Here is a 24,209-nt window from a genome sequence, read left to right on the forward strand (position 1 = left end):
GGAATTATCCGGCCTTTTGTTTTTCTTGCACTATATTCTGAAAGCCTGCTTTAGTATTCGCCGCCTTGTTTCAGATCGCTCAAACGTTTGAGCAGATATTCCAGCTCGGCACGCTTTTCGTGTTTGTCATGGACCTTTTCTTCGATAAAGTCGACCACCTGGATTTGCAACTTCAATTTATCCAGTTTATTGATGTTGCTAATACCGCCCGGGTTAAGAACATTGACTTCAAGTATCTTGTCGCCGATCATATCGACCCCCACAAAATACAAGCCGTCTGTTGCCAGACGAGGACCGATTTTTCGGCATACCGCCATTTGCGATTCGGTCATTTTGTATTTATGAGCGGTTCCGCCGATCTGAATATTGGCGCGAATATCGCCTTCCGGCGGTTTACGATTGTATGCGCCAAGAAATTTCCCGTTCAGCATCAATACTCGCACATCACCTTCTTCCGCACCTTCGATGTACTCCTGAATAATGATGTAGTTGGCGTCGCCTTCACCTTGTCCATGAATATAAAAATCCAGAATCGAGTTGATATTCGACTGGGCGTTTTTCTCCAGAACGATCACGCCATGTCCGCCGGAACCGACCAGCGGCTTTAGAATGACCTTGTTGCCGGGCATTTCATCAATCATCTGGCGAATATATTCCTTATTCTTCGATACGTGAGTGATCGGCAGGAAGCTGTTACCGGGATCATTGAACGTCGTGGTGTACAGTTTATTGTTCGCCTTACGGATACCGTCGATATCGTTGATGATAATGCACTCGTTCTTGATCGAATCCAAAAAGTTGTAGATGGTCGCATCAATAGGCGGATCTTTGCGAATCATCAAACTATCCAAACTATGCAATGGACTCAGTACATTTTTGAAAACGACTTTTTTATGGAACTGTACGATGTTATCCGGAATCTTATCCATCGCTTCGATGCGCTTGAGGTTGCCGTAAGCAACGTTATTGCGGACCGTCAGGTTCTCCGGATACAGAATAGAGACCTTGTGGCCGCGTTTCAGACACTCGCGAATCACCAGAATTGTGGAGTTTTTGCTTGGGGTGATTTCCGACCAGTCGGCCATCATGAAGCCAATATGCATAGTTTTTTATCCTCGACAAAGAAGGGTAGATGGCCGTCTTATGGAGGGGCAGCCTTGTAAAGTTGAATTATCAGCGCTTTTGCCGAAAAGTAAAGTAAAAAAGGCGTTGAAGAAGTAAATCAGCCGGGTGCTTTTCCGGCTGAAAATGAGAAAGGTTTGCGCAGGTTATCCCAACAGATCCATCTGACGATCGTTGAGCTTTTTGTCCTCGTTAATCCGGCTTGCGGTCGGACCGGACTGGTTGCGATATTTTGCGTCGCTGCGTTTGTTGTACGGTTTGTCGCTGGCGCTGGAAAGGGTCTCGAAGTTAATGGCACAGATGTCCATTCCCGGTCTTAATGCCAGAGGAAGTTTTCCGCTGTTAAAGATTTCCAACACGATCTGGCCATGCCAACCCGGATCGATACGGTGAGCGGTTACGTGCACCATTAGTCCCAAGCGTGCCAGACTGGAACGGCCGTCGAGCCAGCCGACCAGATCATCCGGAATGGTTACCGATTCCAGAGTGGCTGCCAGAGCCAGTTCGCCAGGATGCAGGAAAAAGGCTTCGCCTTCCTCGATGCAGATTTCGTCGCCCATTACGCTGTCCATGATCTTCTGAACTTCATCTTTCGGTCCGCTCAGGTCGATATAAGGCGCGGTATGATCGTTGAAAACACGGAAACGTTTGTCTAATCGAAGGTCGACGCTGATCCCTTTGATTTTATCGGTATCGGGCATAGGTTCGATATTGATTTTGCCGATTTTCAGGTGTTGAATTATGTCTCTATCACTTAGTTTCATACTGTTTTCTTGTCTATTGGAACTGAGGCGGTTTCGCCAAGGTTAAGACTATTACCCGGTCTTCTTCGGTATTTTCGATGCGAATTTTACCCGGAAAATAGTCGTAATCCGGCAGCAGCCATAATTGAATGTTTGCCTGTTCGCTACTGAAATCATAGCGTAAAGCGTTGACGTCCTTTTTTTGGAACGGCAATTCAAGTTTGACGGCTTGATCGATGGTGTTAAACGTCAATTTCTGCTGTAATTTGCTGTCCTGCAGGTAGAAATCTTCCAGCGGTTTATTATTCAGCTTCCAGTACTGGATCGCATACGCCAGGGAACTGGCGTCGTAAGCATTATCCTGTTGTGGCCAGAAACGCTGCTTTTCGACATATTCGATGCGTTCTTCGTCACTGTCCAGTTTCAGGGTTTCAATCTTGGCAACTTTGTCGTTTTTCAAAGTGGTTTTTTGGTAGCTTAGCCACTGAAAACCCTCGTCCGATTGCTGCAGAGCGATCGATTCAACCGAAGATTCATCGACGAAGTTGCTGATCCAGCCTTTGGGTTTGGCGATACTTTCAATCGTGCAGTTCAACTCTTTGTCGCAAGTCATCTTCTGGTGAGCGAGACCTAGATTAAAGCCGAACGCATTGACGGCAAAGTCCGCGTTGAAAGGCGGAATAGATTGCGCCTGAGCAAGAGCAGGGATCAGCGTTAAGCTTAGAGTGAAAACGGTTGCCTTGAATGTCGTCGCAAGTTTCATACAGCGGCTCGTCGGTTGGTAATTTAATGCTGCTAGCATACCCTTAAATAACGGCATTTAACAAGAGCGGGGTCTTGAGAAGTTGTTGATCGAAATAAGCCAGATTATCGCGTAATTCGATGCGGTGTTTACAATACCAGTCCACTACCAGCGGATAGGCGATATGCTCCTGAGTGTGTACTTTTTTGGCCAGGCTTGCAGCATCGTCGCTTGCTTCGATCAAGACCTTGGCTTGCAGGATCACCGGCCCGCCATCCAGTTCCGGTGTAACGAAATGAATGCTTAACCCATGTTCGGTGTCGCCGGCGTCCAAAGCACGCTGGTGGGTGTGCAGACCGGTGTATTTCGGTAGCAAAGACGGATGGATATTGAGCATTTTGCCGAGATATTTTTCGGTGAACCACGGCGTCAAAATGCGCATAAAACCGGCTAATACAATTAAATCGACTCTGGCACGATCGAGTTCCAGACTCAAGGCATGGTCGAATTCCTGACGAGATGGGTACTGTTTGTGATCCAGCGCTACGGTCCGAATATCGGCATTTTGCGCTCTTTGCAGCCCGTATGCATCCGCCTTGTTAGAAATCACCAAAGCGATTTCGTAGGCCGACGGGTGTTGGCGTTGATAGTCGATAAGCGCCTGTAAGTTGGAGCCGTTGCCGGAAATCAAAACAGCGATTTTCTGAGTCATAAGGTATTGCTGGATGGAGTAGGTGTATAACTAAAAACCGCCGAGCTGGTCGGCGGTTTGTCGGTTGGCTTAAGCTTGAATCAGCTTAACGCTTGGCTCGACTTGATCGGATGCTTCGATGCGGCCGATCACCGAAACGGTTTCGCCGGCGGCAGTCAGTAATTCGGTTGCCTTGTCCAGATCGGCTTCCTTAATTACGATGACCATTCCGATACCGCAGTTCAAAGTACGGTGCATTTCTTCGTATTCAACGTTACCGGCTTCCTGAATCCAGTCGAACACAGCAGCGCGTTTCCAAGCATTGGTGTTGACCGTAGCTTGAGTGTTTTTAGGCATAACGCGAGGCAGGTTTTCCAACAGACCACCACCGGTAATGTGTGATAGAGCGTGAATTTCAATGTGTTTCATCAATTCAAGAAGCGGCTTGACATAGATGCGGGTCGGGGCCATCAGTGCATCGATGAGCGGCTGACCGTCCATATCCATTTGCAGGTCGGTATTGCTGACTTCGATGATTTTACGAATCAGCGAGTAACCGTTTGAGTGCGGGCCACTGGAACTTAAACCGATCATGACATCGCCGGCAGCTACTTTAGAGCCGTCGATCAGTTCCGATTTTTCAACGATCCCGACGCAGAAACCAGCCAGATCGTAATCACCTTTCGGATACATGCCCGGCATTTCCGCCGTTTCACCGCCGATCAAAGCACAGCCTGCTTGCAGGCAGCCGTCACCGATTCCTTTTACTACATCGGTAGCTACATCCAACTCAAGTTTGCCGGTGGCATAGTAGTCCAGGAAGAATAGAGGTTCAGCACCCTGAACGATCAGGTCGTTGACGCACATTGCGACCAGATCGATCCCGACTTGATCGTGTTTTCCGCTGTCGATCGCCAGACGAAGCTTGGTTCCCACACCATCGGTTCCGGATACCAGAAGCGGGTTCTTGTATTTTTGCATATCCAGTTCGAATAGAGCGCCGAATCCACCTAAAGAGGCTGGTACTTCAGGTCTTGAAGTGGCTTTTGCAATTGGTTTGATGGCTTCTACTAAGGCATTTCCGGCATCAATGTCGACACCGGCGTCTTTATAACTGATGGATGGGTTTTTCGCTGTCATATTTTATTGTTCAGTGTTCTTAATAAATCGGCTAGGGGCTGTTTCGATCCGACATGCTTGAAATAGCCTGACCCTTTATAAAAGGTTGTGTCGGTTCGATGAAAAAATATTATGATATTGTAACTAAAATTTTAGGTCCGGATATGAGAAGTTTTCAGCAATTTGTGTTTCTTGTTTTTTTGTTTGTCGTTCAAAACGTTCAAGCCCAAACTCTCTCTACGCAAATCGATTCTTTCTACGAAGTTACCCTCCCTTACGATAAAAGCGCTTTCGCACAAGTTCCTTTCGGTCTGCAAAATCATGATGTAAATGCCGTCGTCTCGGTCGATAGCCTGTCTCAGGAGGCGATGAAAATTTTATTGAGCCGTCTGGCGGCGAATGATTCATTGCTGAACAGTGAATTAGGACGACAAACGATTACCGGCAGTAAAACTTGGCTGAAATCCTATTTCTTCAAAGCACGCAAGGAAGAGGGTGTTACCGTCGGACAGGATATCGAATTCGTCTTTGATGGCGAGCGTCTGTTCCGCATGTTGAAGCAAAACAAGGCCGCGGTCTGGTCGCCGCTTAATCGTCCAAGTACTTTGATTATGGGCAGCTTTGTTCAGGCCGGCCATGTCTTTAAGCTGGACCAGCAGGCACTGCGCTACCGAGAAGATTTGCCTTTGACCGTCTATCCGCAATGGTTCGGCTTGCCGGCCGGTTTTCCGCCGAACCAGAATAACTGGATACTGCCGATAAGAGACGGCAACCCGCCACGCATTATTCAAGAGACGCTTTTGGCTTCCGATCAGTCTTATTTGCTAAGTTTTAAACTGGTCGAAAAAAACAGTCGTCTGTTTGCTTTGGAATGGATGCTGTTTTCAAAAAGCGGGCAGTTGGTCGCCCATTCAAGCCATCGTGGCGATAATGCGAGGACTTTGCTGAATTTAATGTTTAAACATCTGGCGTATCGTTATCGCCAGTTGACACAAACTAAAAAAACCGAAGAATGGGGGAGCCTCAATATAGTGGTGCACGACCTCAAGAGCGAGCGCACCCTTAAATTGCTGCAGAAACGTCTGAGTTCTCAGCAGTCGGAGATTACTTCGATTCAACTGCAATCGGTGAATGCCGAAGGTGCGCGTTTGGTGGTGAATTACAACGGCAGTTACCAAAATCTGGTCAACTGGATCAAGCAGTGGCCGGAGTTGGGTTCATTGCACGAACGACGCAGTTATAACCAAATTGATATTTTATTAAGTTCCGAATTGAGTGAAGAACCTCAGGGAACGACAACGGGAGAAACGCCTTAGTGTTTGTACAAATGCCGTTAAAAATCGGCCTTAAGGATGAAGCCTGTTTTGAGACGTTTATTACCGAGCAGGAGTCGCTGGCGGTCGCTTTGAGTTCTTTACTGAACGCTTTGAAAGAACCGCGCGGAAATGCGTTCTATCTGTACGGCCAAAGCGGTGTCGGTAAGACCCATTTATTGCAGGCGGCGTGCCGCTATATTACCGAGAAAGGCAAAGCCAGCGTCTACATTCCGATGAGCGACGAGAGTTTGCCGCTGATTCCGGATGTCCTGGTTGGTCTTGAGCAAACCCCTCTGGTTTGCCTGGATGATATCGGTTGCAAGGTCGGTAATAAATCATGGGAGTTGGCTTTAGCGAATCTGATTACCAAATCCAGTGTCCAAGGGCATATTTTGATCTTGGCCGGGGATGATTCGATTGTTGATTGGAAAATCGCGACTCCTGAACTGGCTAAGGCATTGATGACGGTATTGCCGATCGTGTTGACGCCTTTAACGCAAAAGGAAGAGCTGATCTCTGCATTGCAGCGACACAGCCTGCGCCTTGGATTTGAATTACCCGAGAAGGTTGGTGATTATCTGCTCAAAAAGTATTCTTACGACCTGCAGGAATTGCTGGCGGTTCTGACGTTACTGGAGCAGGCGTCTCTGGTAGAAAAACGTCGTCTTTCTCTCGGGTTTGTAAAAAAAGTGTTGGAAAACGATCTTTAATACCTTGATTAAAACTTCGGACGGCAGGGGTCGCCGGAGGTAAAAAATTAAAATACGGGCATCTGAAAATTCTATGAAAAAACTAAATAAGTTATACGCAGCACTAGGCATTTTTTTGTTAATCTTGAGCTTTGGCGCGCAAGCCAAACCGCCGGCCGAAGATATTAAATTTATCGATCTGGACGGCAAGGTGACGCATCTGTCGGATTACAAAGGAAAATGGGTTGTCGTCAACCTTTGGGCGACCTGGTGCCCGCCTTGTCTGGTAGAGATTCCCGATCTGGTTCTGTTCCACGAAGAACACCATGAAAAGGATGCGATTGTGATCGGAGTGAATTACGAAGATACCGATCCGCAAAAGGTCAAGGCCTTTGCAGATTCGCAAATGATCAACTATCCGGTGGTGCGTTTTGAAGGCAAGGTTGACGGACGAACTTCTCCGTTTGGGCCTTTGAATGGCTTGCCGACGACTTATATGGTCGCGCCGGACGGTACTGTTGTTGCCGGACGTACCGGTATGGTCGACGAAAAAATGTTGAACGATTTTATTAAAAATTACAGCCAGATCTCGAAATAAGATTGTCGTCTAAACGGTTTTGAGTTTACGGCTGGATAAAGACAAGGATGGAATACTCATGATGAAACGTATTTTATTGGCGTTTTCTCTGGCTTGCTTAAGTTGGTCTGCGGTCGCGGCCGACGGTTTTTTCGATGAAACCTTCGGAAACTATCAGGAAGATTTGGAGACCGCCAAAGAGGAAGGTAAGAAAGGCATTTTCATGTTTTTCTTTATGGATGAATGTCCGTTCTGCCACCGCATGCGCACGACGATCATGACCGAACCGGATGTTATCAAGCTGTACCGAGACAATTTCCTGACGTATACGCACGATATTGAAGGCAGTAACGAAGTGGTCAACTTCGACGGAAAAAGTATGACCGCACAGGATCTGGCGGAAAAAGTCTATCGAGTACGCGCAACCCCGGTCATGATTATTTTCGGTTTGGACGGCAAGCCGATCGTCCGCTATACCGGCCCGACCCGTACTAAAGAAGAGTTTAAGTGGTTGGCGGAATATGTAATTGACGGCAGTTACAAAAAAGAGTCGTTTACCGTTTATAAACGAGCCAAGAAAAAAGAAAGCCGCCAATAATATTATCTGAGGAGATCATCCATGTCGAAATCATGGTTTCGAGTTGTTTTGCCGCTTCTAATAACCGGTGGAATAGCCAATGGCCTAGTGCCGGCGGTAGCCGGTGCGGAAGAGGCTTCGCAGGACCAGGCGGTTACTGCTCAGCCGGTTAAGGTTGCATTGCCTAATCCGCTGACTCTAGAGTATCTGCTAAACGATTTTACAATCAGCGGGCCGGAACTGGCATTGCAAAAAGCAAGGATTGCTCAGCTGCAAGCCGAAACACTGCTCTCCAATAATGCTTTTCAAGCGGATCTGCAAGCACGTCTCGGACGCAGAGAATTTGCCGAAGAAGATCAGCCGCATAATTTGCTGGCGCTGCATATCGGCAAGGTGCTGTACGATTTTGGGCGGGAGTCTTTGCGCCAGGAAGCGATTGCCGGTCAATTAAGTGCAGAGCAATCCTTGACTGCGTCGGTCGAAGAACGTCAGAAACTGGATGTTATGCAAGCCTACTTTAATGTTCTTTTGGCGGATTTCCAGTTCCGCATCGATAACGAAGCGATGGCGGTGGAATATGTCAGTTATGACAAGGCTAAAGATTTCCACGATGTCGGTCAGGTTTCCGATGTTGATTTGCTGGCAGCGGAAAACCGTTATCAAACCATCTTGCTATCTCGCAGCCGTGCCGAACAGAAGCAGTTACAGACCCGTATTCAGCTGGCAAATGTGATCGGTGCGCCAAATGCCCGTCCGGATGAATTGAAAATGCCGGATTTAGCGCTATATTTGCAGCGCGACGCTAAAGATCTGGAACTCACGGCGCTGCAAGGGGTGGTGATACAACAGAATCCGCAACTGGTGGCTCTGAATGCTAAGATTCAGGCCCAGCAGTCGGCGATAGCCTCGGCGGCCAAGAGTGGGATGCCGACGATTCGCGGCGATGCATGGGTAGGTTCGCTGTCCAGTTACCCGGAAATTCGTGAAGGGCGCTGGCGTGCCGATTTGACGTTGAACGTTCCGATAATGGACGGCGGTTTAAGCGATCTGGCTAAGGCGCAGGCGCAGGCAAAACTGGCAGAATATGAAGCCCTGTATCAACAGCTGGCTCAACAGTTGCGCGAGCAGGTCGCCGACCTTTATTTCCAGATTAAGCTCTTGGAAACCGAGAAGAAAAAACACCAGACCTTTGGTGATTATGCCGATCTTTATCTGGATTACAGCCGTGCACTGTATGAAAACGAAGTATCGACCGATTTCGGGGATGCGATGGTGCGTTTGTCGCAAGCGAATTACGATATGGTGGCATGGCGTTTTAAACAGGCATTGCTATGGGCGCAGCTTGATTATTTATCAGGTAAACCGTTAATGAATTTAAAGGGGTCGCAAGGATGAAAAAATTACTAGGATATGCGTGTGTAGGGATGCTGGCTTACGGATTAGGCAGCTCTGCCGCTTTGGCGCAGACCGTTCAGATCGGTTCTCTGGTTGCCGGTCAGGTCAGCAAGGTATACGTCAAGGTTGGGCAAAACGTTAAAAAAGGTCAGTCGCTGTTGAACATCGATTCGGCGCGTTATCAGGCAAAAAACAATATGCTGCAGGCACAGTTGCGTTTGGCGGAAGCCCGGCTTAAAGATGCGCAGGTTGAATTGAGTCAGGCTCAGGATCTTTTTGATCGTACGGTGACCGCTAAACGTTCTCTGGATGCGGCTCAATTAGCTTATGATGTTGCTCAGGCGACTAAAGAAAGTGCCGTTGCCGAGCTGGCCATGCATCAGGCGTGGAAAAAATATGTCTATGTCACTGCACCGGTTAATGCCAAAGTCGTTAAGATTCACGCACCTGTCGGCACCACGGTGTATAAAGAAAATACGCCGTTGATTGAGTTAGACGACGGTCAATAAGAGGTTTTTTGATGTTTGCGACACGAATGCGTTACGGTTTGAAATATTGGCGCTTGGCGATCCATCTGCTTTTCAAAACCAAACATTTCGGAGTGAATAACCGCTGGTGGTCCAGTCAGCCATCGTCAATCGGCTGGCATTGGTATCGGATTGTCTTGGGAATTGTCACGGTCGTACCGATCTGGCGCAACTACCAATCCATGAAAGTGCGCAGTTGCCTGGGATGGTTGCCGGAAGCGGAATGCATCGCGCTGGGCTTTAAGCCTAAGGCATAATAAATATAAAGATTCTAGGAGAGCATAAGAAATGGCTGAAAAGGTTAAACCGGCTGAGGAGTTAAGACAATCCAAACGATTGCGCAGAGGTTTCTGGGTCAGCGAAGACGACATGAGTTTCGATATTCCGTTTCTCGGACATGACGTCAACTTAACCGGTTTAAGTTTTTGGCTGGAATCTGCGGAGCACTTTCTGCCCGGGCAGAGAATCAATCTATGGTTGAGAAATGCCGTCAGCGATGAGACCTACAATCTGGAAGCCGTCGAAGTTATCTCGGTGCGTCAGGTTGGCGATCTATATTTGTGTGGCTGTCATATAGCCCAGGTTGGCAGTGAACAGCTTCTTGCACATTCCCGTCTTCTCAGCAGTCAGAATCAAAAAGCGAAGGAGGTGTCGATCGACTCCTTTAATGAATTCAATCTGGTCTCACCTCTAAATCAGCTGACACAGGATCTGTCGGAGATCGAAGATGCTGCCATGGCGCTGGATCTGGCAATGGTGCAGTGGAGTGAGCAGCATAGAATAGGTGATTTTCTACTGAAAGATCTCAAGAGCGTAATCAGCCTGGTCGAGCCGGACCTGGTTGAATCGATTGAACACTTCTGTGATTTTTACGCTTCTTCACAGAATCAATCTCTGGCTTTGCTTACCTTGGCCAAATTATTGATCCATTCTCCCGATTCGCCGAATGAGAAGCTCGAGTGGCAAGGCTTTCTGGCGGACTTCGAAGCACGTTATGTCAATAAAACCCTGCAAATAGCCTATGACTATATGCACCAGGGAATGAGCGCCGAAGAAGCCCTGTTGCAAAGCAAGCAGGATCTGGAAGACAAGCTGGCCTGAGTATCAGTCCGATGTCCTGAACCTGCTCTCCAGTAGGGGCGTTTATTTACAGACGTCCAAACAGCGACTGGATACTTTCAACTTCTCTACTTCTCTTATACAGGGCGTCAACGCACGCCGGATCCAATTTCCAGCCGCTCATTTTATGTAGTTCGTCGAAGGCTTCCTGGTTGCTCCAAGCGTGTTTGTAAGGGCGTTCGGTGGTCAGGGCATCGAAAATGTCAGCGACCGAAGTAATCCGCGCTTCAATCGGAATTTCCTCACCTTTTAATCCCTCTTGATAACCTGATCCATCCATGGCTTCGTGATGGTAGAGAACGATATTGAGAAGAATTTGCGCCTGATGAAGTTCTTCCAGCTGGAAGGTTTCGAGCTGTTTTCGAATCAGCGCCGCACCATGCGAGACGTGGCTTTTCATAATGTCGAACTCGGCCACTGTCAGTTTTCCGGGTTTGAGAAGAATACTGTCCGGAATGGCGATTTTACCGACGTCGTGCAGCGGTGCGAATTGAAAAACATTCTCGATGAATTCGTCGTTAAGTTGATGGCTTTCGGCAATTTCCAACGCGATCAGTCTTGCATAGTGGGCTACCCGGTAAGTGTGCTCTTTGGTTTCGTTATCACGCAATCCGGTCAATTCGATCGTCGATTTCAAGGTCGCGTCCAGTACGGTGTGCATCTGATGGTCGAGTTGGATCATGATGCCGATCAGGTCGGCAACGTAATTCAAGCGGTAGGCGACCTCTTCGGAAAAAACCGAAGGTTCTTTGGCATTGAAAAAGACAAAGCCGAAAAACTTGTCATGAAAAAAAATCGGATAGGTATAGCTTGAACGATAGCCGGATTGATAGATTTTTTGACTGTGTGTCTGTTTTGCCGAGCCGGCCAGGTTTTCCAGATCGTCGATGATTCGCGGCGATCGTGTCCGGTAGCTTTCGCTCAGTGAAGCCGATTTGCCTAAAGGGAACTCGTAAAATTTCAGTGGATTGTCGCCGTAAGTGCTATTGCTGTAAGTTTTGAGCATGTCGGTAGCGTCATCATACAGTGCAACACTGATTCTTTCGATAAAGGGATGCTCTTTGCGCAAATAGTCATGCAGACTTCGCAGATCTTGAGTGAAGGTAGCGTTTTTACTGCTGTAGGTTAATGGCATGCCTATCCGTTTCCGTATCATCTTTTGGGTAAATATCAAGGTCAGGGATGTGCGCAGACAGTCGCACACCTTGACTCATTGAATATTAATCGGCATCCGTTTGAATTATTTTAACGCCGGTTTTTTTTATGTCGTGAGCGACGTTCTTTTTTGGCTTCTTCCCGGGCCTGTTTTTTTGCTTCTTTTTCAGCCCGAATTCGTTCGACTTCTTTCCATTCCTCTTCGATCATCTCAGGTGTCTCCAAGGTCATGGCGCCGAGTTTCATATCGCGGTATTCCATGATGAACAGCCTGGAAACCTTGTCCAGATCGACCATGCCGCCGCCGCGTAAACAGCCGCGTTGCCGACCGATATCTTCGAGAAGTTCGATATCGCTATGCGGTAATTCTGTGAGTTTAAAGCGCTCTTTGACCGCTGCAGGATAAGCTTGGAGAAAATATTCCGCTGCATAGGAGGCGATGTCGGGAAGCTCGAATGCGGTCTCTTTGATTCCGCCGGTAATCGCCAGTCGATAGCCGCTGTTTTCGTTTTCGATATTCGGCCACAGCATACCGGGAGTATCGATAAGGATAATATTCTCTTCGAGCTTAATACGCTGCTGCTGTTTGGTGACCGCCGGTTCATTACCGGTTTTGGCAATGGTGCGTCCGGTGATGGCATTGATCAGTGTCGATTTGCCGACATTCGGAATTCCGATAATCAATGCATAAATGGTTTTAACGCTATCGGCTTTTTCCGGCACCATTTTCTTGATTAATTGCAGTACCTGTTCGCGCTTATCCGATTGCTGGGCGTTGAAAGCCAAGGTTTTTACCTGTTTCTGTTGCTCCAGAAAATCCTGCCACTCGCGGGTTTTTTCCGGGTCGGCCAGATCGGTCTTGTTGAGGATTTTGATGGTTGGTTTGTCTTTACGGATCTGCGCGACAAGAGGGTTTTCACTGCTGAAAGGAATGCGGGCATCCAGAACTTCGATGAAGACATCAACCTGATTAAAGATTTCGCGCACTTCTTTTTGCGCTTTGTGCATGTGTCCCGGATACCATTGAATCGCCATATTTTACCCCTTAAATTTATTGCCCAAATTATAGCGGCTTCGCATCCTGTTTGGGGACTATGCGTTTTCAATAGAGCTTTAATTTCGGTTTAATGCGCTTTTCCAGCAGACTGCTGAGCCATATCCAGAAGAATTTACGGCCGCCGTACAGTGCCAGCTGATGCTGGCGATACAAGCTGGCATAGAGCCAATAGGCGAGTTTGCCTTCGACCTGCCATTTGCGTTTGATCATCTGATTCAACAGCTGGCCTAGCGTTTTAAACGGACCCAATGAAACCAGCGTACCGTGGTCATAGTATTCGAAAGTCTGTAGTGGTTTGCGTTTTACGATGGCAATCAGGTTGTCGGCACAGAGTTTTGCCATTTGATGGGCGGCTTGTGCAGTTGGGGGCACCGGGCGTTGCGCTCCTTCGGGAGTGAAGCTGCAACAGTCGCCAATGGCAAAAATACGCTCTTCACCTTTCGCCAGTAAAGTCGCTTCGATTTCAACCTGGTGAATGCGGTTGGTTTGCAGTCCAAGCCGGGATAAAAATTCTGCTGCTTTAATCCCGGCGGCCCAGACGATCAGGTCGCTATGAATCTCACCGCTGGAGGTTTGCAAGCTGTTGGCGTGCACCTCCTGCACCATGGTGTTGCAGAGGATTTTAACGCCTTGTTCTTCAAGGGTTTGTGCAGCTTTACCGGATACGGATTCCGATAGAGCAGGAAGAATTCTGTCGGCGGCTTCAATCAAGTTGACTTCCAAGCTGCTATGGTGAATTTCGCGGATACCGAAACGTTCCAGTTGGTCGACCGCCTGATAGAGTTCGGCTGCCAGTTCGACACCCGTTGCTCCGGCTCCGACGATTGAAATAGTGACGGTGTCCGAGAGGTCTTCGGAGGTGTTTTCACACGGCGTTTCCGGATCCATGTTAAGACAGTTTTCTTCGGAATATTGCATGAAGCGGTTTAAAAAGGTCAGGTGAAAATCTTCGGCCTCTTGTGCCGAATCCAGACGATAACAATGTTCATGAACGCTGGCATTACCGAAATCGTTGGAGGAAGCTCCGATAGCGAGAACCAGATAATCGTAGTCGATAAAACGCTGTTGCAAGATCTGTTTGCCGTGATGGTCTTCGAGTGGGGCGAGAATCAGCTGGCGTTTCTCCTTGTCCAGACCGCACAGAGATCCCATACGAAAGTAGTAATGATTTTCCGAAGAGTGGGCACGATAACTGATGGCTTCCAGACCGGTATCCAGGCTGCCGGATACCACTTCGTGCAATAAGGGTTTCCATAGATGGGTACGGTTGCGGTCGATCAGAGTGACTTCTGCCAGTCCATATTTACCGAGTTTCTGACCCAGACGGGTGGCAAGTTCCAAGCCGCCGGCACCGCCGCCGACAATAACGATTTTCTTCATATTCGCCTCCGTAGTTTGTTACGGGCTATCAAAATAACGATTACTGTTTATTCAAGTTAAAGCAAAGAGAGATATGAGCGATTTGTTGAAAGTTACGACGGTAATTTGCTGTTTAAAGCTTGTCCGACGTCGTTAAACTTCGATAATTGTTTTTGTCGTTTTTAAAGGGAAGAATATTATAAGTACTTTATCAGTTTATGGATTAGATGGGACAAGATTTGTCGTTTTCGGTCGGAACAAGTCGATAGTTTGGGAACAATTTTGATGGTGGTGAACACCGATTCGGACTGAGAATTTCCGAATCGGCCTTAAATTAAAAGGGAGCGTAAAATGCTACGCTTGCGTCCCTTTTAATTTCGTCATCAAAAAGTCGATGAAACCTTCGGCAGGAATATCCTGAGCTTTTTCATCGCGACGATATTTGTATTCGATTTCGCCTTTATCGAGGCCGCGCTCGCCGATGACGATGCGGTGCGGGATACCGATCAAATCCATATCCGAGAACATAACGCCAGGACGCTCCGCACGGTCATCCATCAAGACATCGACTCCTAGACCGACCAGCTGCTGGTAAAGCGCTTCGGTGGCTTCGGCAACACGAGGCGATTTATGCATCTGCATCGGAACGATACACACCTGGAAAGGTGCGATCGAATCCGGCCAGATAATGCCTCTTTCGTCATTGTTCTGTTCAATGGCCGCTGCGACCACGCGAGTAACCCCGATACCGTAACAACCCATTTCCAGAACCTGAGAGCGGCTGCTTTCGTTCTGAACGGTTGCATTCAAGGCGGTGGAGTATTTATTGCCCAGCTGGAAAATATGCCCGACTTCGATACCGCGACGGATTTCAATTTTCCCTTGACCGCACGGGCTAGGATCACCTTTAACCACATTACGAATATCGGCAATCAGGGTTGGAATCGCGTCACGGTCCCAGTTGGCACCGGTAAAGTGATAACCGTCTTCATTGGCACCGCAGACGAAATCACTCATATGCGCGGCGCTACGGTCGACAATGACCGGGATACTTAGGCCGACTGGCCCGATGGAGCCGGCACTGCATCCGGCAGCGGCTTTAATTTCTTCGTCGCCGGCCATTTCGAAAGGTTCGGCAACCCATTCCAGTTTTTGCGCTTTAATTTCATTCAGTTCGTGATCACCGCGTACCACCAGAGCCACAATCGGCGCTGCTTCTTTCGCGCCTTTAACCAATAGTGTTTTGGCAACGGCTTTTTTCTTCAGCTGTAAGAAATCGCACACTTCTTCGATCGAGTGTTTGTTCGGCGTAGCAACTTTATCCAATTCCGCACTCGGAGCAGCACGTTCGCCGCGAGGTGCCAAGGCTTCTGCCAGCTCCACGTTAGCGGCAAAATCCGAACCTGTGGAAAAGGCGATATCGTCTTCGCCCGAGTCGGCCAGTACGTGGAATTCGTGCGAACCATCGCCACCGATTGAACCGGTATCGGCCTGTACCGGACGGAAATCCAGACCGATACGGCTGAAAATACGGTTATAGGCCTGATACATATCGTCGTAAGTCTGTTGCAAAGAGTCGCGATCCATATGGAAAGAGTAGGCGTCTTTCATAATGAACTCGCGAGAGCGCATAACGCCGAAGCGTGGGCGGATTTCATCACGGAACTTGGTCTGAATCTGATAGAAATTCGCCGGTAATTGTTTGTAACTGCGGATTTCGCGGCGTACCAGATCGGTAATGATCTCTTCGTGGGTCGGGCCAAGTACGAAATCACGCTGATGACGATCCTTGAAACGTAGTAATTCCGGGCCGTAATCAATACCGCGACCGGATTCTTCCCATAATTCCATCGGCTGAACGACCGGCATCAACAGTTCCTGAGCGCCGGCACGGTTCATCTCTTCGCGCACAATGGCTTCCACTTTGCGCAAGACGCGCACGCCCAGCGGTAGCCAGTTGTAAAGACCGCCGGCCAGAGAACGGATCAGGCCGGCTCGAATCATCAATTGATGGCTGATAACAACTGCATCCGCAGGTGTTTCACGGGTAGTAGACAACAGTAAGTTGGAGGTTTTCATGGACGTTGCGGAACCTTGGAAATATGACAAAAAATAAGCGCGTATTTTAGCATGTTCATGCCGTTGGTGGCAGGGAGAATCGCAATTAGTCGGGTGGGATTGAAGTAGCTCTTGCCAGCGGAACTATTTATCTGGAAGCATTGCCGCCGGAGTTGTCGTTTTTCATTAAACGGTGTATCCACTGAATCAGGTGGAAATGGGAAATCAGCAGATAAAAGACCGTGCCGATCATGATTCCGAGAATAATATTGCCGAGGAAAAAAGCCTGCCAGATATGCGGGAAAACTTCGTTAAACCACTGTGACGATCCTAAAGGAATATCGCCGAACTGGTCAAACAGATCGGGCGAGCCTAGAACCCAGGTTCCGAAAACATAACCGCCGTACCAGATCGGCCACATGGTAAGTGGATTGGTGATCCAAGCCAATGCGGTTGCCAGTGGAATATTGGCCCGCAGGTAATAAGCGAATATCGAACCGAGCACCATCTGGAACGGAACCGGTAGCATCATACAGAAGGCGCCGATAAAACCGGCACGTGCAAACGACTTCCGATCTCCAACCCAGTAAACAGGATCTTTAAAACGCGGAAAGTGTTTGTTTAGAAAGACCGATCGCTTGGTTGCTCGGGCAATCTGATGAAACTTGAGTTTGATATATCGCAGCATCGGCTAATCATATCAGAAAACCTTAATTTCCATATGTTCATTACATTGAGGAAATATGACGGTTCGCCTTAGTTGAGTATTTGAGCCGCTGATTCAGTAAGAGAGGCATTAAATTTAGGTTCATTAGAACAGTAAGGTCGGTTGTGTTGCCAGCTTGAGCACCTCTTTTATTCTCATATTTCTCGCCTGTAACGAATGCGATCTGTCATAAAAATGTAAATAGAGGGAAAGAAGTTGATTTCAAACCAGTTTTAAGCGCTTTTCAGGTTTATTTAAATCAAGCGCGATAGATGAAAGTGAATAAATCCGTATACTCGGGAGGAAGAGGTACATAGCGTTTCAGTCAGGAGTGAAACAATGCGTAACGATTTCTCTGTTTTAAAACAGACCTATTTTTCCGATCCCCGAGAGATTGAAAATCTGCACAGTTTGCGGGTTCTGTTGCGTAAGATTCTCAGTATTGAAGAGCTTCAGCAGGAAGGCAATACTAATCTGGATGCTTTAAAAACCTTAATTAAACTCTCTAATCCTTTGCGCGATTTGGATGTATTTGAGCATCAGTGCATTGCGGAGCTGTTCGAGCAGGAAGAGGATCGTTTGCAGATAATCAATGCGGTTGAGCGCTATAGACAAAATTTTCTGCCTGAATTCGAACAGGCTTTAATTTCCTTTCCCGAAGAGAGCGTTCCCGAACTTGCGGTACAAAAAGCCGGGACGTCTGCAGAGGGAACGGCAATCTTGTCAGAGAAAACTGTCGAAGAGAAAATTCGGCCGTTCCATAAAGAGTTTGCGAAGCTTGTGAAGAGTATACTGCGTGAACCGCATTCCGATGCAGCGCTGCATAAATTTCGCCTGCAAATCAAGAAGCTGCGTTATGACTTTGAGCACTGTATCAATTTGCAGCAGGAAAGTGATAAACGAGACCGTAAGTTGTTAAAACGCCTGCGTCGTCTGCAGACTCTGTTGGGTGATATTAATGATCGACGTCAGTGGCGTAAATGGTTGAAAAAACTCCAAGGTGAGGTGAGTGAATCGGTCTACGAGGAAGGTGTGCGCAGCCTTAAGAAACAGAGTAAGTTCCTGCGACATGCCCTGTTTGTGAAGTTAACCAAATATGCCAAGGGTTGACGAATGCATCTTTCATGCAACGCCTGATGATCAAGACAACTGGATAAAAAACGGCCTAAGAGAAAATTTACCTTAGGCCGTTTTTATTAGTGATGAGGCGTAAATTAGAACTTAAACAAATCTTTTAATTTGTCGGTTGCCTGTTTTTTCACGTCCTCAATCACTTCTTCTTTTTTCTCCTCGGCGGCCTTTTTAGCCTGATCTATGGCTTCTTGCTTTTTCTGCTCCAGTTCCATTTTGGCCTTCTGTTCAAACAGTGAAGCCAGATCCAGAGAAACCGCTGGGGAGACCATCGCGCCTTTCAGACGTACCGGAATGGTCAGACCGCTCAGGTCTTGGAATTCCTTACCGCCTTGTCCTTTGTCGGATTCGACGATTTTGGCATTGACCAGCACGTTCATCTGCTCGGTAACAATGTTGGCTTTACCTTCTGCGGAAATGCGCATAAATGGTGCCAGGGCACTTAAGGATTCGATATTCGCAACACCGTTAGTGATTTTCAATTTAGCCAGTAATTCACTGAAATCGGTTTGTGGTACTTCATCGGTTGCCGGCAGGGTTTCGCCGCTTAGTTTCGCTTTGGCTTCACGGATCGATTGCGCGAGGTTGAATCCTTTGACTGCGCCATCAATCAGATCACTCGATACATTACCGTTCAAGTTCTGTTTCAGCTCGGACAGCTTGCGGCCGGAAGTGGTCAAGTCGGTGTTCACGCTTCCCGTACCGCTCAACATGTCGTTGTCGGTAAACGCCAGCATAACATCGCCGACCGGAACTTTCGGAGCGGTGACTTTGGCACTGTATTGCGGCGTTTTACCGCTGACATCCAATCCGGCCTGCACCGATAGCTGGGTTCCGAATATATCGGCACGAGTCGGGCTCAGTTGCCATTTACCGTTCTTGGCTTTCAGAGTGACCAGAATGTTCTTAGGTTGCAGCTTCTGTACTTTCAAACTGCCTACTTTCACGGTTCCGTCCACCGTCATGGATTTCAACAGTTCTTCCGGTAACGGAATTTCAATATCTTCTTTGGAAGCAGGCTGCGTTGCTTCTTCCGTTTTAGTTTTTGGAAGATAGCGATTCAGATCGATCTGATCCAGAGTTAAATCATAGCGGATGTTCGGTTTGGCAAATTGGCTGACCTGAGCCGATCCCTGCAGTTTGCTCTGATCCAGATCAACCTGAAGGTTATTGACTTTAACCGCCTGTTTTCCTTGGTCGTATTCGACATTAACCTTGGCCGCGACTTGATTCAGAGTGGCTGGGTCGCTCATTTCCGGTAAAGTGATTTTCAGAGCTTCCAGCCATTTACGCAGGTTCAATGGATTCAGATTTACGCTGGCCTGTGCCTGCGGATTATCCATAATCTTCTGGGCTTTGACTTCGGCATTGATCTTCAGGTCGCCGGCTGTTAATTGTACCGCTGACAGCTCTGCGGTCTGCTTGCTTAGATTCAGGCTCGGCTTGGCAGTCAGGTCGGCTTGCAATGCACCGTTCGGTAAAACGTCGCCTTTAAGATCATAGTGCATTTTCAAACTGTCCATACTGACGGCTTGCTGGTCGATCTGCGCTTGCAGGCCGTTGATTTCCAGTTTATTGTCGAAGTGCTTCAACGGAAAATCACCTTGACCGTCACCCTTGGCATTCAACTCCATTTTAGGCAGAGTCGCTACCTGATTATTCAAGTCGACGGAGATATTTTGCAAGTTGCCCTGTACATCCAGCTGCTTAAGCGGGAAGTCGGATTTTCCTTGCGCTTGAACGCTGAGTTGTAGTTGCGGTAAATCGATCTGCTGTTTTTCCAATGCCAGATTCAGGGTCGGAATTTTCAGGGAAGCCAGTAAGCCGCTTACCGGCAGAGCCTGGCCGTCAGCTTGAGTTTCCAGCTGCAGATTACGCACAGAATATTGACCGTCACGTTCAAGTTTGGCTTCGATATCCAATGCCAGCTGGTTGTTGATATCCGGGTTTTTCAATTGGGTCTTGGCACTGAAATGGATCGGGAAGAATTCGCCGAATTCGATGCTGCCGGTACTGGCAGTCAAATCACTGATACGGACTTCCTGTTGCGCTTGAGCATCTTTCCAGACCAGTTCTCCGTCTTGAATATCCAGTCCGCCAAAGCTCAGAGCAGCCAGTTGATCAAGCGGGTTTTCTCCGCCGTCCGATTTTTCATCATGGCTCTCATCTTTATCTTCTTCACCCAGACCCTTTGCAACCAGATCATCCCAGTTGGTATGGCCTTCAGCATCTTTTTGCAGGTTTAGTTTTAGACCGTACAGGGCAAGTGCGTCGATTTGCAATTCTTTGCTAAGCAAGGGGAGAATGGCCGCGCCGACCTGTACTTTTTGTGCCTGCAGGAACGGAGTTTCGCCGAATCCTTTGGCATTGCTCAGCTGAACTTCATCCAGTTGAAGTCCAAGTTTTGGATAAAAGGAGAGGCTCATATTGCCGATCTGCAGATCACGACCGGTCTGTTTTTCGACCAGCTCGGTGATTTCTCCACGGTAATCGTTCGGATCAACCACAGCGATCAGGATGCCTATCGCAGCAATAAGCACAATAATTGTGGCGGCAAGGATTTTTAGAATCAGGGATACGGCTTTCATATGAGTCTCCGGAATCCAGTTTATTTAAGAGGTGAGAGCTAAAGCTAAATGGTAACAGATGCCTGCCGACTTGCCAGCCTCAGTTTGATGAATTTTTGTCTGAAAGCCACTTTTAAAGTGCTTAAAAGTTTGGAGATATGGGGTTTTTCAGTATTATGGTCAAATTGATATTTCAACTGGCGAACAAGAGTATTTCTGAATGACTCCCGAGCAAGAACAAATTTGGACGCAACGCTATACCGATTATCTGGCAAAACAGGATTCTCGTCCGGCACGTATCGTTTATCAAAGAGATCGGGCGCGGGTAATTCACTCGGCGTCTTTCCGTCGCCTGCAAGCTAAGACGCAGATTTTCGGTTTAAGCGAATCCGACTTCTATCGTACTCGCTTGACGCATTCGATGGAGGTGGCGCAAATCGGTTCCGGTTTGGTGGAACAGTTGATTACTGTGGCTTTGGATGGGAAAGCGGAATGCGATTATCTGGATTGGCTGCCGTCGTTTTATCTGATTGAAGCGATTTGTCTTGCGCACGATCTTGGGCATCCTCCGTTCGGACACGGCGGCGAAGTCGCTTTGAACTATATGATGCGTCATTACGGTGGTTTCGAGGGCAATGCTCAGACTTTGCGTATTTTGAGTAAGCTTGGCGAATATACGCCGGAAAACGGTTTGGATCTGTCGCGTCGTACCGCCCTGGGCGTAATGAAGTACCCGGCGATCTATAATGACGTGATCGCTTCCAATCCGGATTATCTGGCACAGCTTCAAGAACGGCAGGTTGACGATTTCCGGACTTTGGCAATGCATCGCTGGCTGCCGCCGAAGAGTCTGTATCTGGAGGAGAAGGCGATTTTTAACTGGGTATTGGAACCGTTTTCGATACAGGACCGAATTCTGTTTACTCAGCTGAACGATTGCAGTGGTTGTCATCGCCGTACCGAGCACAAAGCGCTGGATACGACAATCATGGAATTGGCTGACGATATCGCCTACGGAATTCACGACCTCGAAGATGCGGTAGCGATGAAAATGGTTGCCCGTGATCTATGGGAAGAAGAAGTGATGCGTAGTCCGGTGTTTGCCGAGCATGCGTTGTGGGGCGACGAAATGACGCAGCGTTTGTTCAGTAATTCTTCCAAAGGACGTAAGCATGCAGTCAGTAAAATGGTCGGTCTGATGGTTGAAGCGATCTATATTTACGAAGACGAGAAATTCGAACATCCTCTATTGCGATTTCAAGCACGCCTGCACCCGTCGGCAGAGGCTGTTCTGGAACTGCTGAAATCCTTCGTTTACAAAAATGTCATTACTATTCCCGAAGTCAAGCAGATGGAGTACAAGGGGCAGCTGGTGGTTTTGGAACTGTTCAAGTCGCTTAGAGCCAATCCGAGTGCATTATTACCGTCGAAAGCTTATAAGCGTTACTTGCAGGCGGGCACGGATCAAGCCAAGCAGAGAGTGATTTCGGATTATATTGCCGGCATGACCAATACCTATGCTGCTAGATTGTATAGCAAGCTGTTTACCCCATCGCAGGGGTCAATTTTCGATATGCTGTGATTGATTACGACTGCTGAGGTTTTAGTAGCCCGACTATTTAATGGATTTCGGCATATAGTATTTTGCCGCTGCAAAGGGTTTTAAGGGTGATGATTGGTTTTTTTCGCTTGAGGAAGAGAGGGTTAATTGATGTTTAAGCCGTTCAAGCGCCCAGTCTATATGTTCGTCGAGCAGTTCTCCGAACAGCCCTCGGCGTGTGGATAGTTGCTGTATTGCGTCACGAATTTGAGTGTGGCCGCCTTCCAGATTGCCCAAGGCGACCGCCAGATTTCTCAGCCATTGGGTGTAACCGATGCGACGGATCGGCGAACCTTCGAGAAAATGCAGAAAGTCCGCTTCACTCCATTGCCAGAGTTCCAATAAAGTCGAGCTATCCAAACGGTGTCGGTGCTGGAAGTCGCTTTCGGTCGTTGCCGAGCTATAGCGATTCCATGGGCACACCAGTTGGCAGTCGTCGCAGCCGTAGATACGATTTCCCATTAAAGAGCGTAATTCATCAGGAATGGAGCCGGGATATTCGATTGTCAGATAAGAGATACAGCGTCGGGCATCGATCAGGCCGTCTTCGATAATCGCATTTGTCGGGCATTCCTGAATGCATGCGGTGCAGGGACCGCATGCCTGCTTTTCGAAGGGTGGATCCGGCGGCAGTTGTAGATTGGTATAGAGTTCACCGAGAAAAAACCATGAACCGGCGCGCGGGTGGATGATTAAACTGTTTTTTCCGATAAAACCGAGGCCGGCTTCTTTGGCAATCGGTCGTTCCAGAACCGGAGCGCTGTCGGTGAAGGCGCGGTATTGCAATTCCGGTACTTCAGAGGCAATTTTTTCCGCTAGTTTCTGTAGGCGCTTACGCAGTAATTTGTGGTAATCCTTGCCGAGGGCATAACGCGAAATATAGGCGTTTTCACTCTTATGCAGCTGTTGCAACGGATCGGATGCATTGCTGTCAAGATAGTTCATGCGCACCGAGATAATACTCAAAGTTCCCGGCACCAGCTCGTTCGGTCGTGTACGTTTGTGACCGTGATGGGTCATATAGTGCATCTCGCCGTGAAAATCCAGGCCCACCCAGTTAAAATAGTCCGCCTCGTAAGCGGAGAGGTCGGTATGGGTTATGCCGACATCGGCAAAGCCGAGAGATTTCCCCCAATCCTTTATGCGTTCGGCCAGCTGAGATGCTGTTGAAGAGTCTTGCGTCATCATGCAAATATTGTACAGCTGAACGGTGGGTTGCTATCTGAAAATCTTCGGTTTCCCTCCGTCATGATGGTTGAAAAACTATTTAGGCTCTTGGAATTGAGTAAAAACGTAAAAAACAGATTATCGGTAAGGGAAGTGGAATATGGACAAGCAAAATAGAGAGTTTGTGCTTCGAACAAGTGAGGAAACCGAAGCGTTGGCGCAAGAATTTGCTCATCTTTGCGAGTCTCAAAGCCTGATAGAATCAGGCTTGGTGCTCTATTTGCAAGGTGAGCTCGGTGCTGGAAAATCCTGCTTTTCCCGAGCATTTATTCAAACGTTTTTGCCGGGGCAAAAGGTCAAAAGTCCGACCTATACCCTGATTGAGAGTTATAGTTACTTTAAATTTATGATACATCACCTTGATTTATATAGACTTTGTGATCCTGAAGAGTTAGAGTATTTAGCCATTAGAGAGCTTTTTAGCGGGAATTTCATCGCTTTGATCGAGTGGCCGTCCAAAGGTCAGCCGATTTTAGCGCCGGCAGATGTGGAAATTGAGCTGCAATATGACGGTGAAGGGCGGCGTATGCACATCCGTTCTTTGAGCCCGAAAGGAGAAGCTTTGTTAGCCGCCTGGCAGTGAACTTATAAATCTCAAGGGCTTTAGATTCGCCGGTTTCATTCCGCTCTGGACTAAATATAAATAAAAATGGCATGAAATCTGTTTTCAAATTTTTTAAAAGGCGCCTGCCAACGATGCGGATCGTTCGAGCGTCAATTTTCAGACAGGTA

At 47.9% G+C, this 24,209-nt stretch carries 23 protein-coding genes; 11 read left to right on the plus strand and 12 right to left on the minus strand.

Going from position 1 to position 24,209, the window contains the following annotated elements; genetic code table 11:
* Positions 1 to 50: 50 nt before the first annotated feature.
* The 5 genes from gshB to purM form a co-directional block, all read right to left on the minus strand.
* Positions 51 to 1,103 (minus strand): glutathione synthase, encoded by a 1,053-nt coding sequence (gshB, locus tag H8792_RS07860; protein ID WP_185978400.1) that lies wholly within the window; start codon positions 1,101 to 1,103, stop codon positions 51 to 53.
* A 165-nt stretch (positions 1,104 to 1,268) separates the two neighbouring features.
* Complete coding sequence (gene dcd, locus H8792_RS07865; protein WP_185978401.1) at positions 1,269 to 1,886, minus strand: dCTP deaminase; 618 nt, start codon at positions 1,884 to 1,886, stop codon at positions 1,269 to 1,271.
* A gap of 13 nt (positions 1,887 to 1,899) precedes the next feature.
* Positions 1,900 to 2,628 (minus strand): DUF3108 domain-containing protein, encoded by a 729-nt coding sequence (locus H8792_RS07870; RefSeq protein WP_185978402.1) that lies wholly within the window; start codon positions 2,626 to 2,628, stop codon positions 1,900 to 1,902.
* Positions 2,629 to 2,671: 43 nt separating this feature from the next.
* Positions 2,672 to 3,319, minus strand: coding sequence for a phosphoribosylglycinamide formyltransferase (purN, locus tag H8792_RS07875; RefSeq protein ID WP_185978403.1), 648 nt, complete (start codon positions 3,317 to 3,319; stop codon positions 2,672 to 2,674).
* Between the two features lie 69 nt (positions 3,320 to 3,388).
* Positions 3,389 to 4,438: a phosphoribosylformylglycinamidine cyclo-ligase gene (purM, locus tag H8792_RS07880; protein ID WP_185978404.1), complete on the minus strand. Its 1,050-nt coding sequence runs from the start codon at positions 4,436 to 4,438 to the stop codon at positions 3,389 to 3,391.
* Between the two features lie 143 nt (positions 4,439 to 4,581).
* Here purM and H8792_RS07885 point away from each other — a divergent pair, with 143 nt between their 5' ends.
* From H8792_RS07885 to H8792_RS07920, 8 genes are all read left to right on the plus strand, one after another.
* The gene (locus tag H8792_RS07885; RefSeq protein ID WP_185978405.1) at positions 4,582 to 5,733 is read left to right on the plus strand and encodes a DUF2066 domain-containing protein; all 1,152 of its coding nucleotides are present in this window, start codon (positions 4,582 to 4,584) and stop codon (positions 5,731 to 5,733) included.
* Entirely contained in the window at positions 5,733 to 6,443 is a 711-nt protein-coding gene (hda, locus tag H8792_RS07890; RefSeq protein ID WP_185978406.1) for a DnaA regulatory inactivator Hda, read from the plus strand. Before H8792_RS07885 ends, hda begins: the two co-directional genes overlap by 1 nt.
* A gap of 73 nt (positions 6,444 to 6,516) precedes the next feature.
* Positions 6,517 to 7,020: a TlpA disulfide reductase family protein gene (locus H8792_RS07895; protein ID WP_185978407.1), complete on the plus strand. Its 504-nt coding sequence runs from the start codon at positions 6,517 to 6,519 to the stop codon at positions 7,018 to 7,020.
* A 58-nt stretch (positions 7,021 to 7,078) separates the two neighbouring features.
* On the plus strand, positions 7,079 to 7,597 hold the full coding sequence (locus H8792_RS07900) for a thioredoxin family protein (RefSeq protein WP_228767011.1): 519 nt from the start codon (positions 7,079 to 7,081) through the stop codon (positions 7,595 to 7,597).
* Positions 7,598 to 7,618: 21 nt separating this feature from the next.
* Entirely contained in the window at positions 7,619 to 8,971 is a 1,353-nt protein-coding gene (locus H8792_RS07905; RefSeq protein WP_185978408.1) for a TolC family protein, read from the plus strand.
* Positions 8,968 to 9,480 carry an efflux RND transporter periplasmic adaptor subunit gene (locus H8792_RS07910; RefSeq protein ID WP_185978409.1) on the plus strand — a complete coding sequence of 171 codons (513 nt, stop codon included), beginning with the start codon at positions 8,968 to 8,970 and terminating at the stop codon, positions 9,478 to 9,480. The genes H8792_RS07905 and H8792_RS07910 overlap by 4 nt, the downstream gene beginning before the upstream one ends.
* 11 nt (positions 9,481 to 9,491) lie before the next feature.
* Positions 9,492 to 9,755 carry a hypothetical protein gene (locus H8792_RS07915; RefSeq protein ID WP_185978410.1) on the plus strand — a complete coding sequence of 88 codons (264 nt, stop codon included), beginning with the start codon at positions 9,492 to 9,494 and terminating at the stop codon, positions 9,753 to 9,755.
* Positions 9,756 to 9,786: 31 nt separating this feature from the next.
* Positions 9,787 to 10,599: a PilZ domain-containing protein gene (locus H8792_RS07920; protein WP_185978411.1), complete on the plus strand. Its 813-nt coding sequence runs from the start codon at positions 9,787 to 9,789 to the stop codon at positions 10,597 to 10,599.
* Between the two features lie 46 nt (positions 10,600 to 10,645).
* On the opposite strand, the gene H8792_RS07925 is transcribed toward H8792_RS07920, so the two are convergent.
* From H8792_RS07925 to H8792_RS07945, 5 genes are all read right to left on the minus strand, one after another.
* Entirely contained in the window at positions 10,646 to 11,752 is a 1,107-nt protein-coding gene (locus H8792_RS07925) for an HD domain-containing phosphohydrolase (protein ID WP_185978412.1), read from the minus strand.
* A gap of 110 nt (positions 11,753 to 11,862) precedes the next feature.
* Positions 11,863 to 12,807, minus strand: a complete 945-nt coding sequence (gene ylqF / locus H8792_RS07930) for a ribosome biogenesis GTPase YlqF (RefSeq protein ID WP_185978413.1) — start codon at positions 12,805 to 12,807, stop codon at positions 11,863 to 11,865.
* Between the two features lie 67 nt (positions 12,808 to 12,874).
* Positions 12,875 to 14,209: an NAD(P)/FAD-dependent oxidoreductase gene (locus H8792_RS07935; RefSeq protein WP_185978414.1), complete on the minus strand. Its 1,335-nt coding sequence runs from the start codon at positions 14,207 to 14,209 to the stop codon at positions 12,875 to 12,877.
* A 333-nt stretch (positions 14,210 to 14,542) separates the two neighbouring features.
* Complete coding sequence (locus tag H8792_RS07940; RefSeq protein ID WP_185978415.1) at positions 14,543 to 16,267, minus strand: proline--tRNA ligase; 1,725 nt, start codon at positions 16,265 to 16,267, stop codon at positions 14,543 to 14,545.
* A 127-nt stretch (positions 16,268 to 16,394) separates the two neighbouring features.
* A complete protein-coding gene (locus tag H8792_RS07945) occupies positions 16,395 to 16,934 on the minus strand; it encodes a DUF2062 domain-containing protein (RefSeq protein WP_185978416.1) in 540 nt (179 codons plus the stop codon).
* A gap of 357 nt (positions 16,935 to 17,291) precedes the next feature.
* Here H8792_RS07945 and H8792_RS07950 point away from each other — a divergent pair, with 357 nt between their 5' ends.
* Positions 17,292 to 18,062: a CHAD domain-containing protein gene (locus H8792_RS07950; protein ID WP_185978417.1), complete on the plus strand. Its 771-nt coding sequence runs from the start codon at positions 17,292 to 17,294 to the stop codon at positions 18,060 to 18,062.
* A 104-nt stretch (positions 18,063 to 18,166) separates the two neighbouring features.
* Here H8792_RS07950 and H8792_RS07955 read toward each other — a convergent pair whose 3' ends face one another.
* On the minus strand, positions 18,167 to 20,671 hold the full coding sequence (locus H8792_RS07955) for an AsmA family protein (protein WP_185978418.1): 2,505 nt from the start codon (positions 20,669 to 20,671) through the stop codon (positions 18,167 to 18,169).
* A gap of 199 nt (positions 20,672 to 20,870) precedes the next feature.
* Here H8792_RS07955 and H8792_RS07960 point away from each other — a divergent pair, with 199 nt between their 5' ends.
* The gene (locus H8792_RS07960; RefSeq protein ID WP_185978419.1) at positions 20,871 to 22,232 is read left to right on the plus strand and encodes an anti-phage deoxyguanosine triphosphatase; all 1,362 of its coding nucleotides are present in this window, start codon (positions 20,871 to 20,873) and stop codon (positions 22,230 to 22,232) included.
* A 33-nt stretch (positions 22,233 to 22,265) separates the two neighbouring features.
* On the opposite strand, the gene queG is transcribed toward H8792_RS07960, so the two are convergent.
* Positions 22,266 to 23,438, minus strand: coding sequence for a tRNA epoxyqueuosine(34) reductase QueG (gene queG, locus H8792_RS07965; RefSeq protein WP_185978420.1), 1,173 nt, complete (start codon positions 23,436 to 23,438; stop codon positions 22,266 to 22,268).
* Positions 23,439 to 23,577: 139 nt separating this feature from the next.
* Here queG and tsaE point away from each other — a divergent pair, with 139 nt between their 5' ends.
* A complete protein-coding gene (gene tsaE / locus H8792_RS07970; protein ID WP_185978421.1) occupies positions 23,578 to 24,060 on the plus strand; it encodes a tRNA (adenosine(37)-N6)-threonylcarbamoyltransferase complex ATPase subunit type 1 TsaE in 483 nt (160 codons plus the stop codon).
* Positions 24,061 to 24,209: the final 149 nt, after the last annotated feature.

It is taken from the genome of Thiomicrorhabdus heinhorstiae (genome assembly GCF_013391765.2).
GTDB lineage: Bacteria > Pseudomonadota > Gammaproteobacteria > Thiomicrospirales > Thiomicrospiraceae > Thiomicrorhabdus > Thiomicrorhabdus heinhorstiae.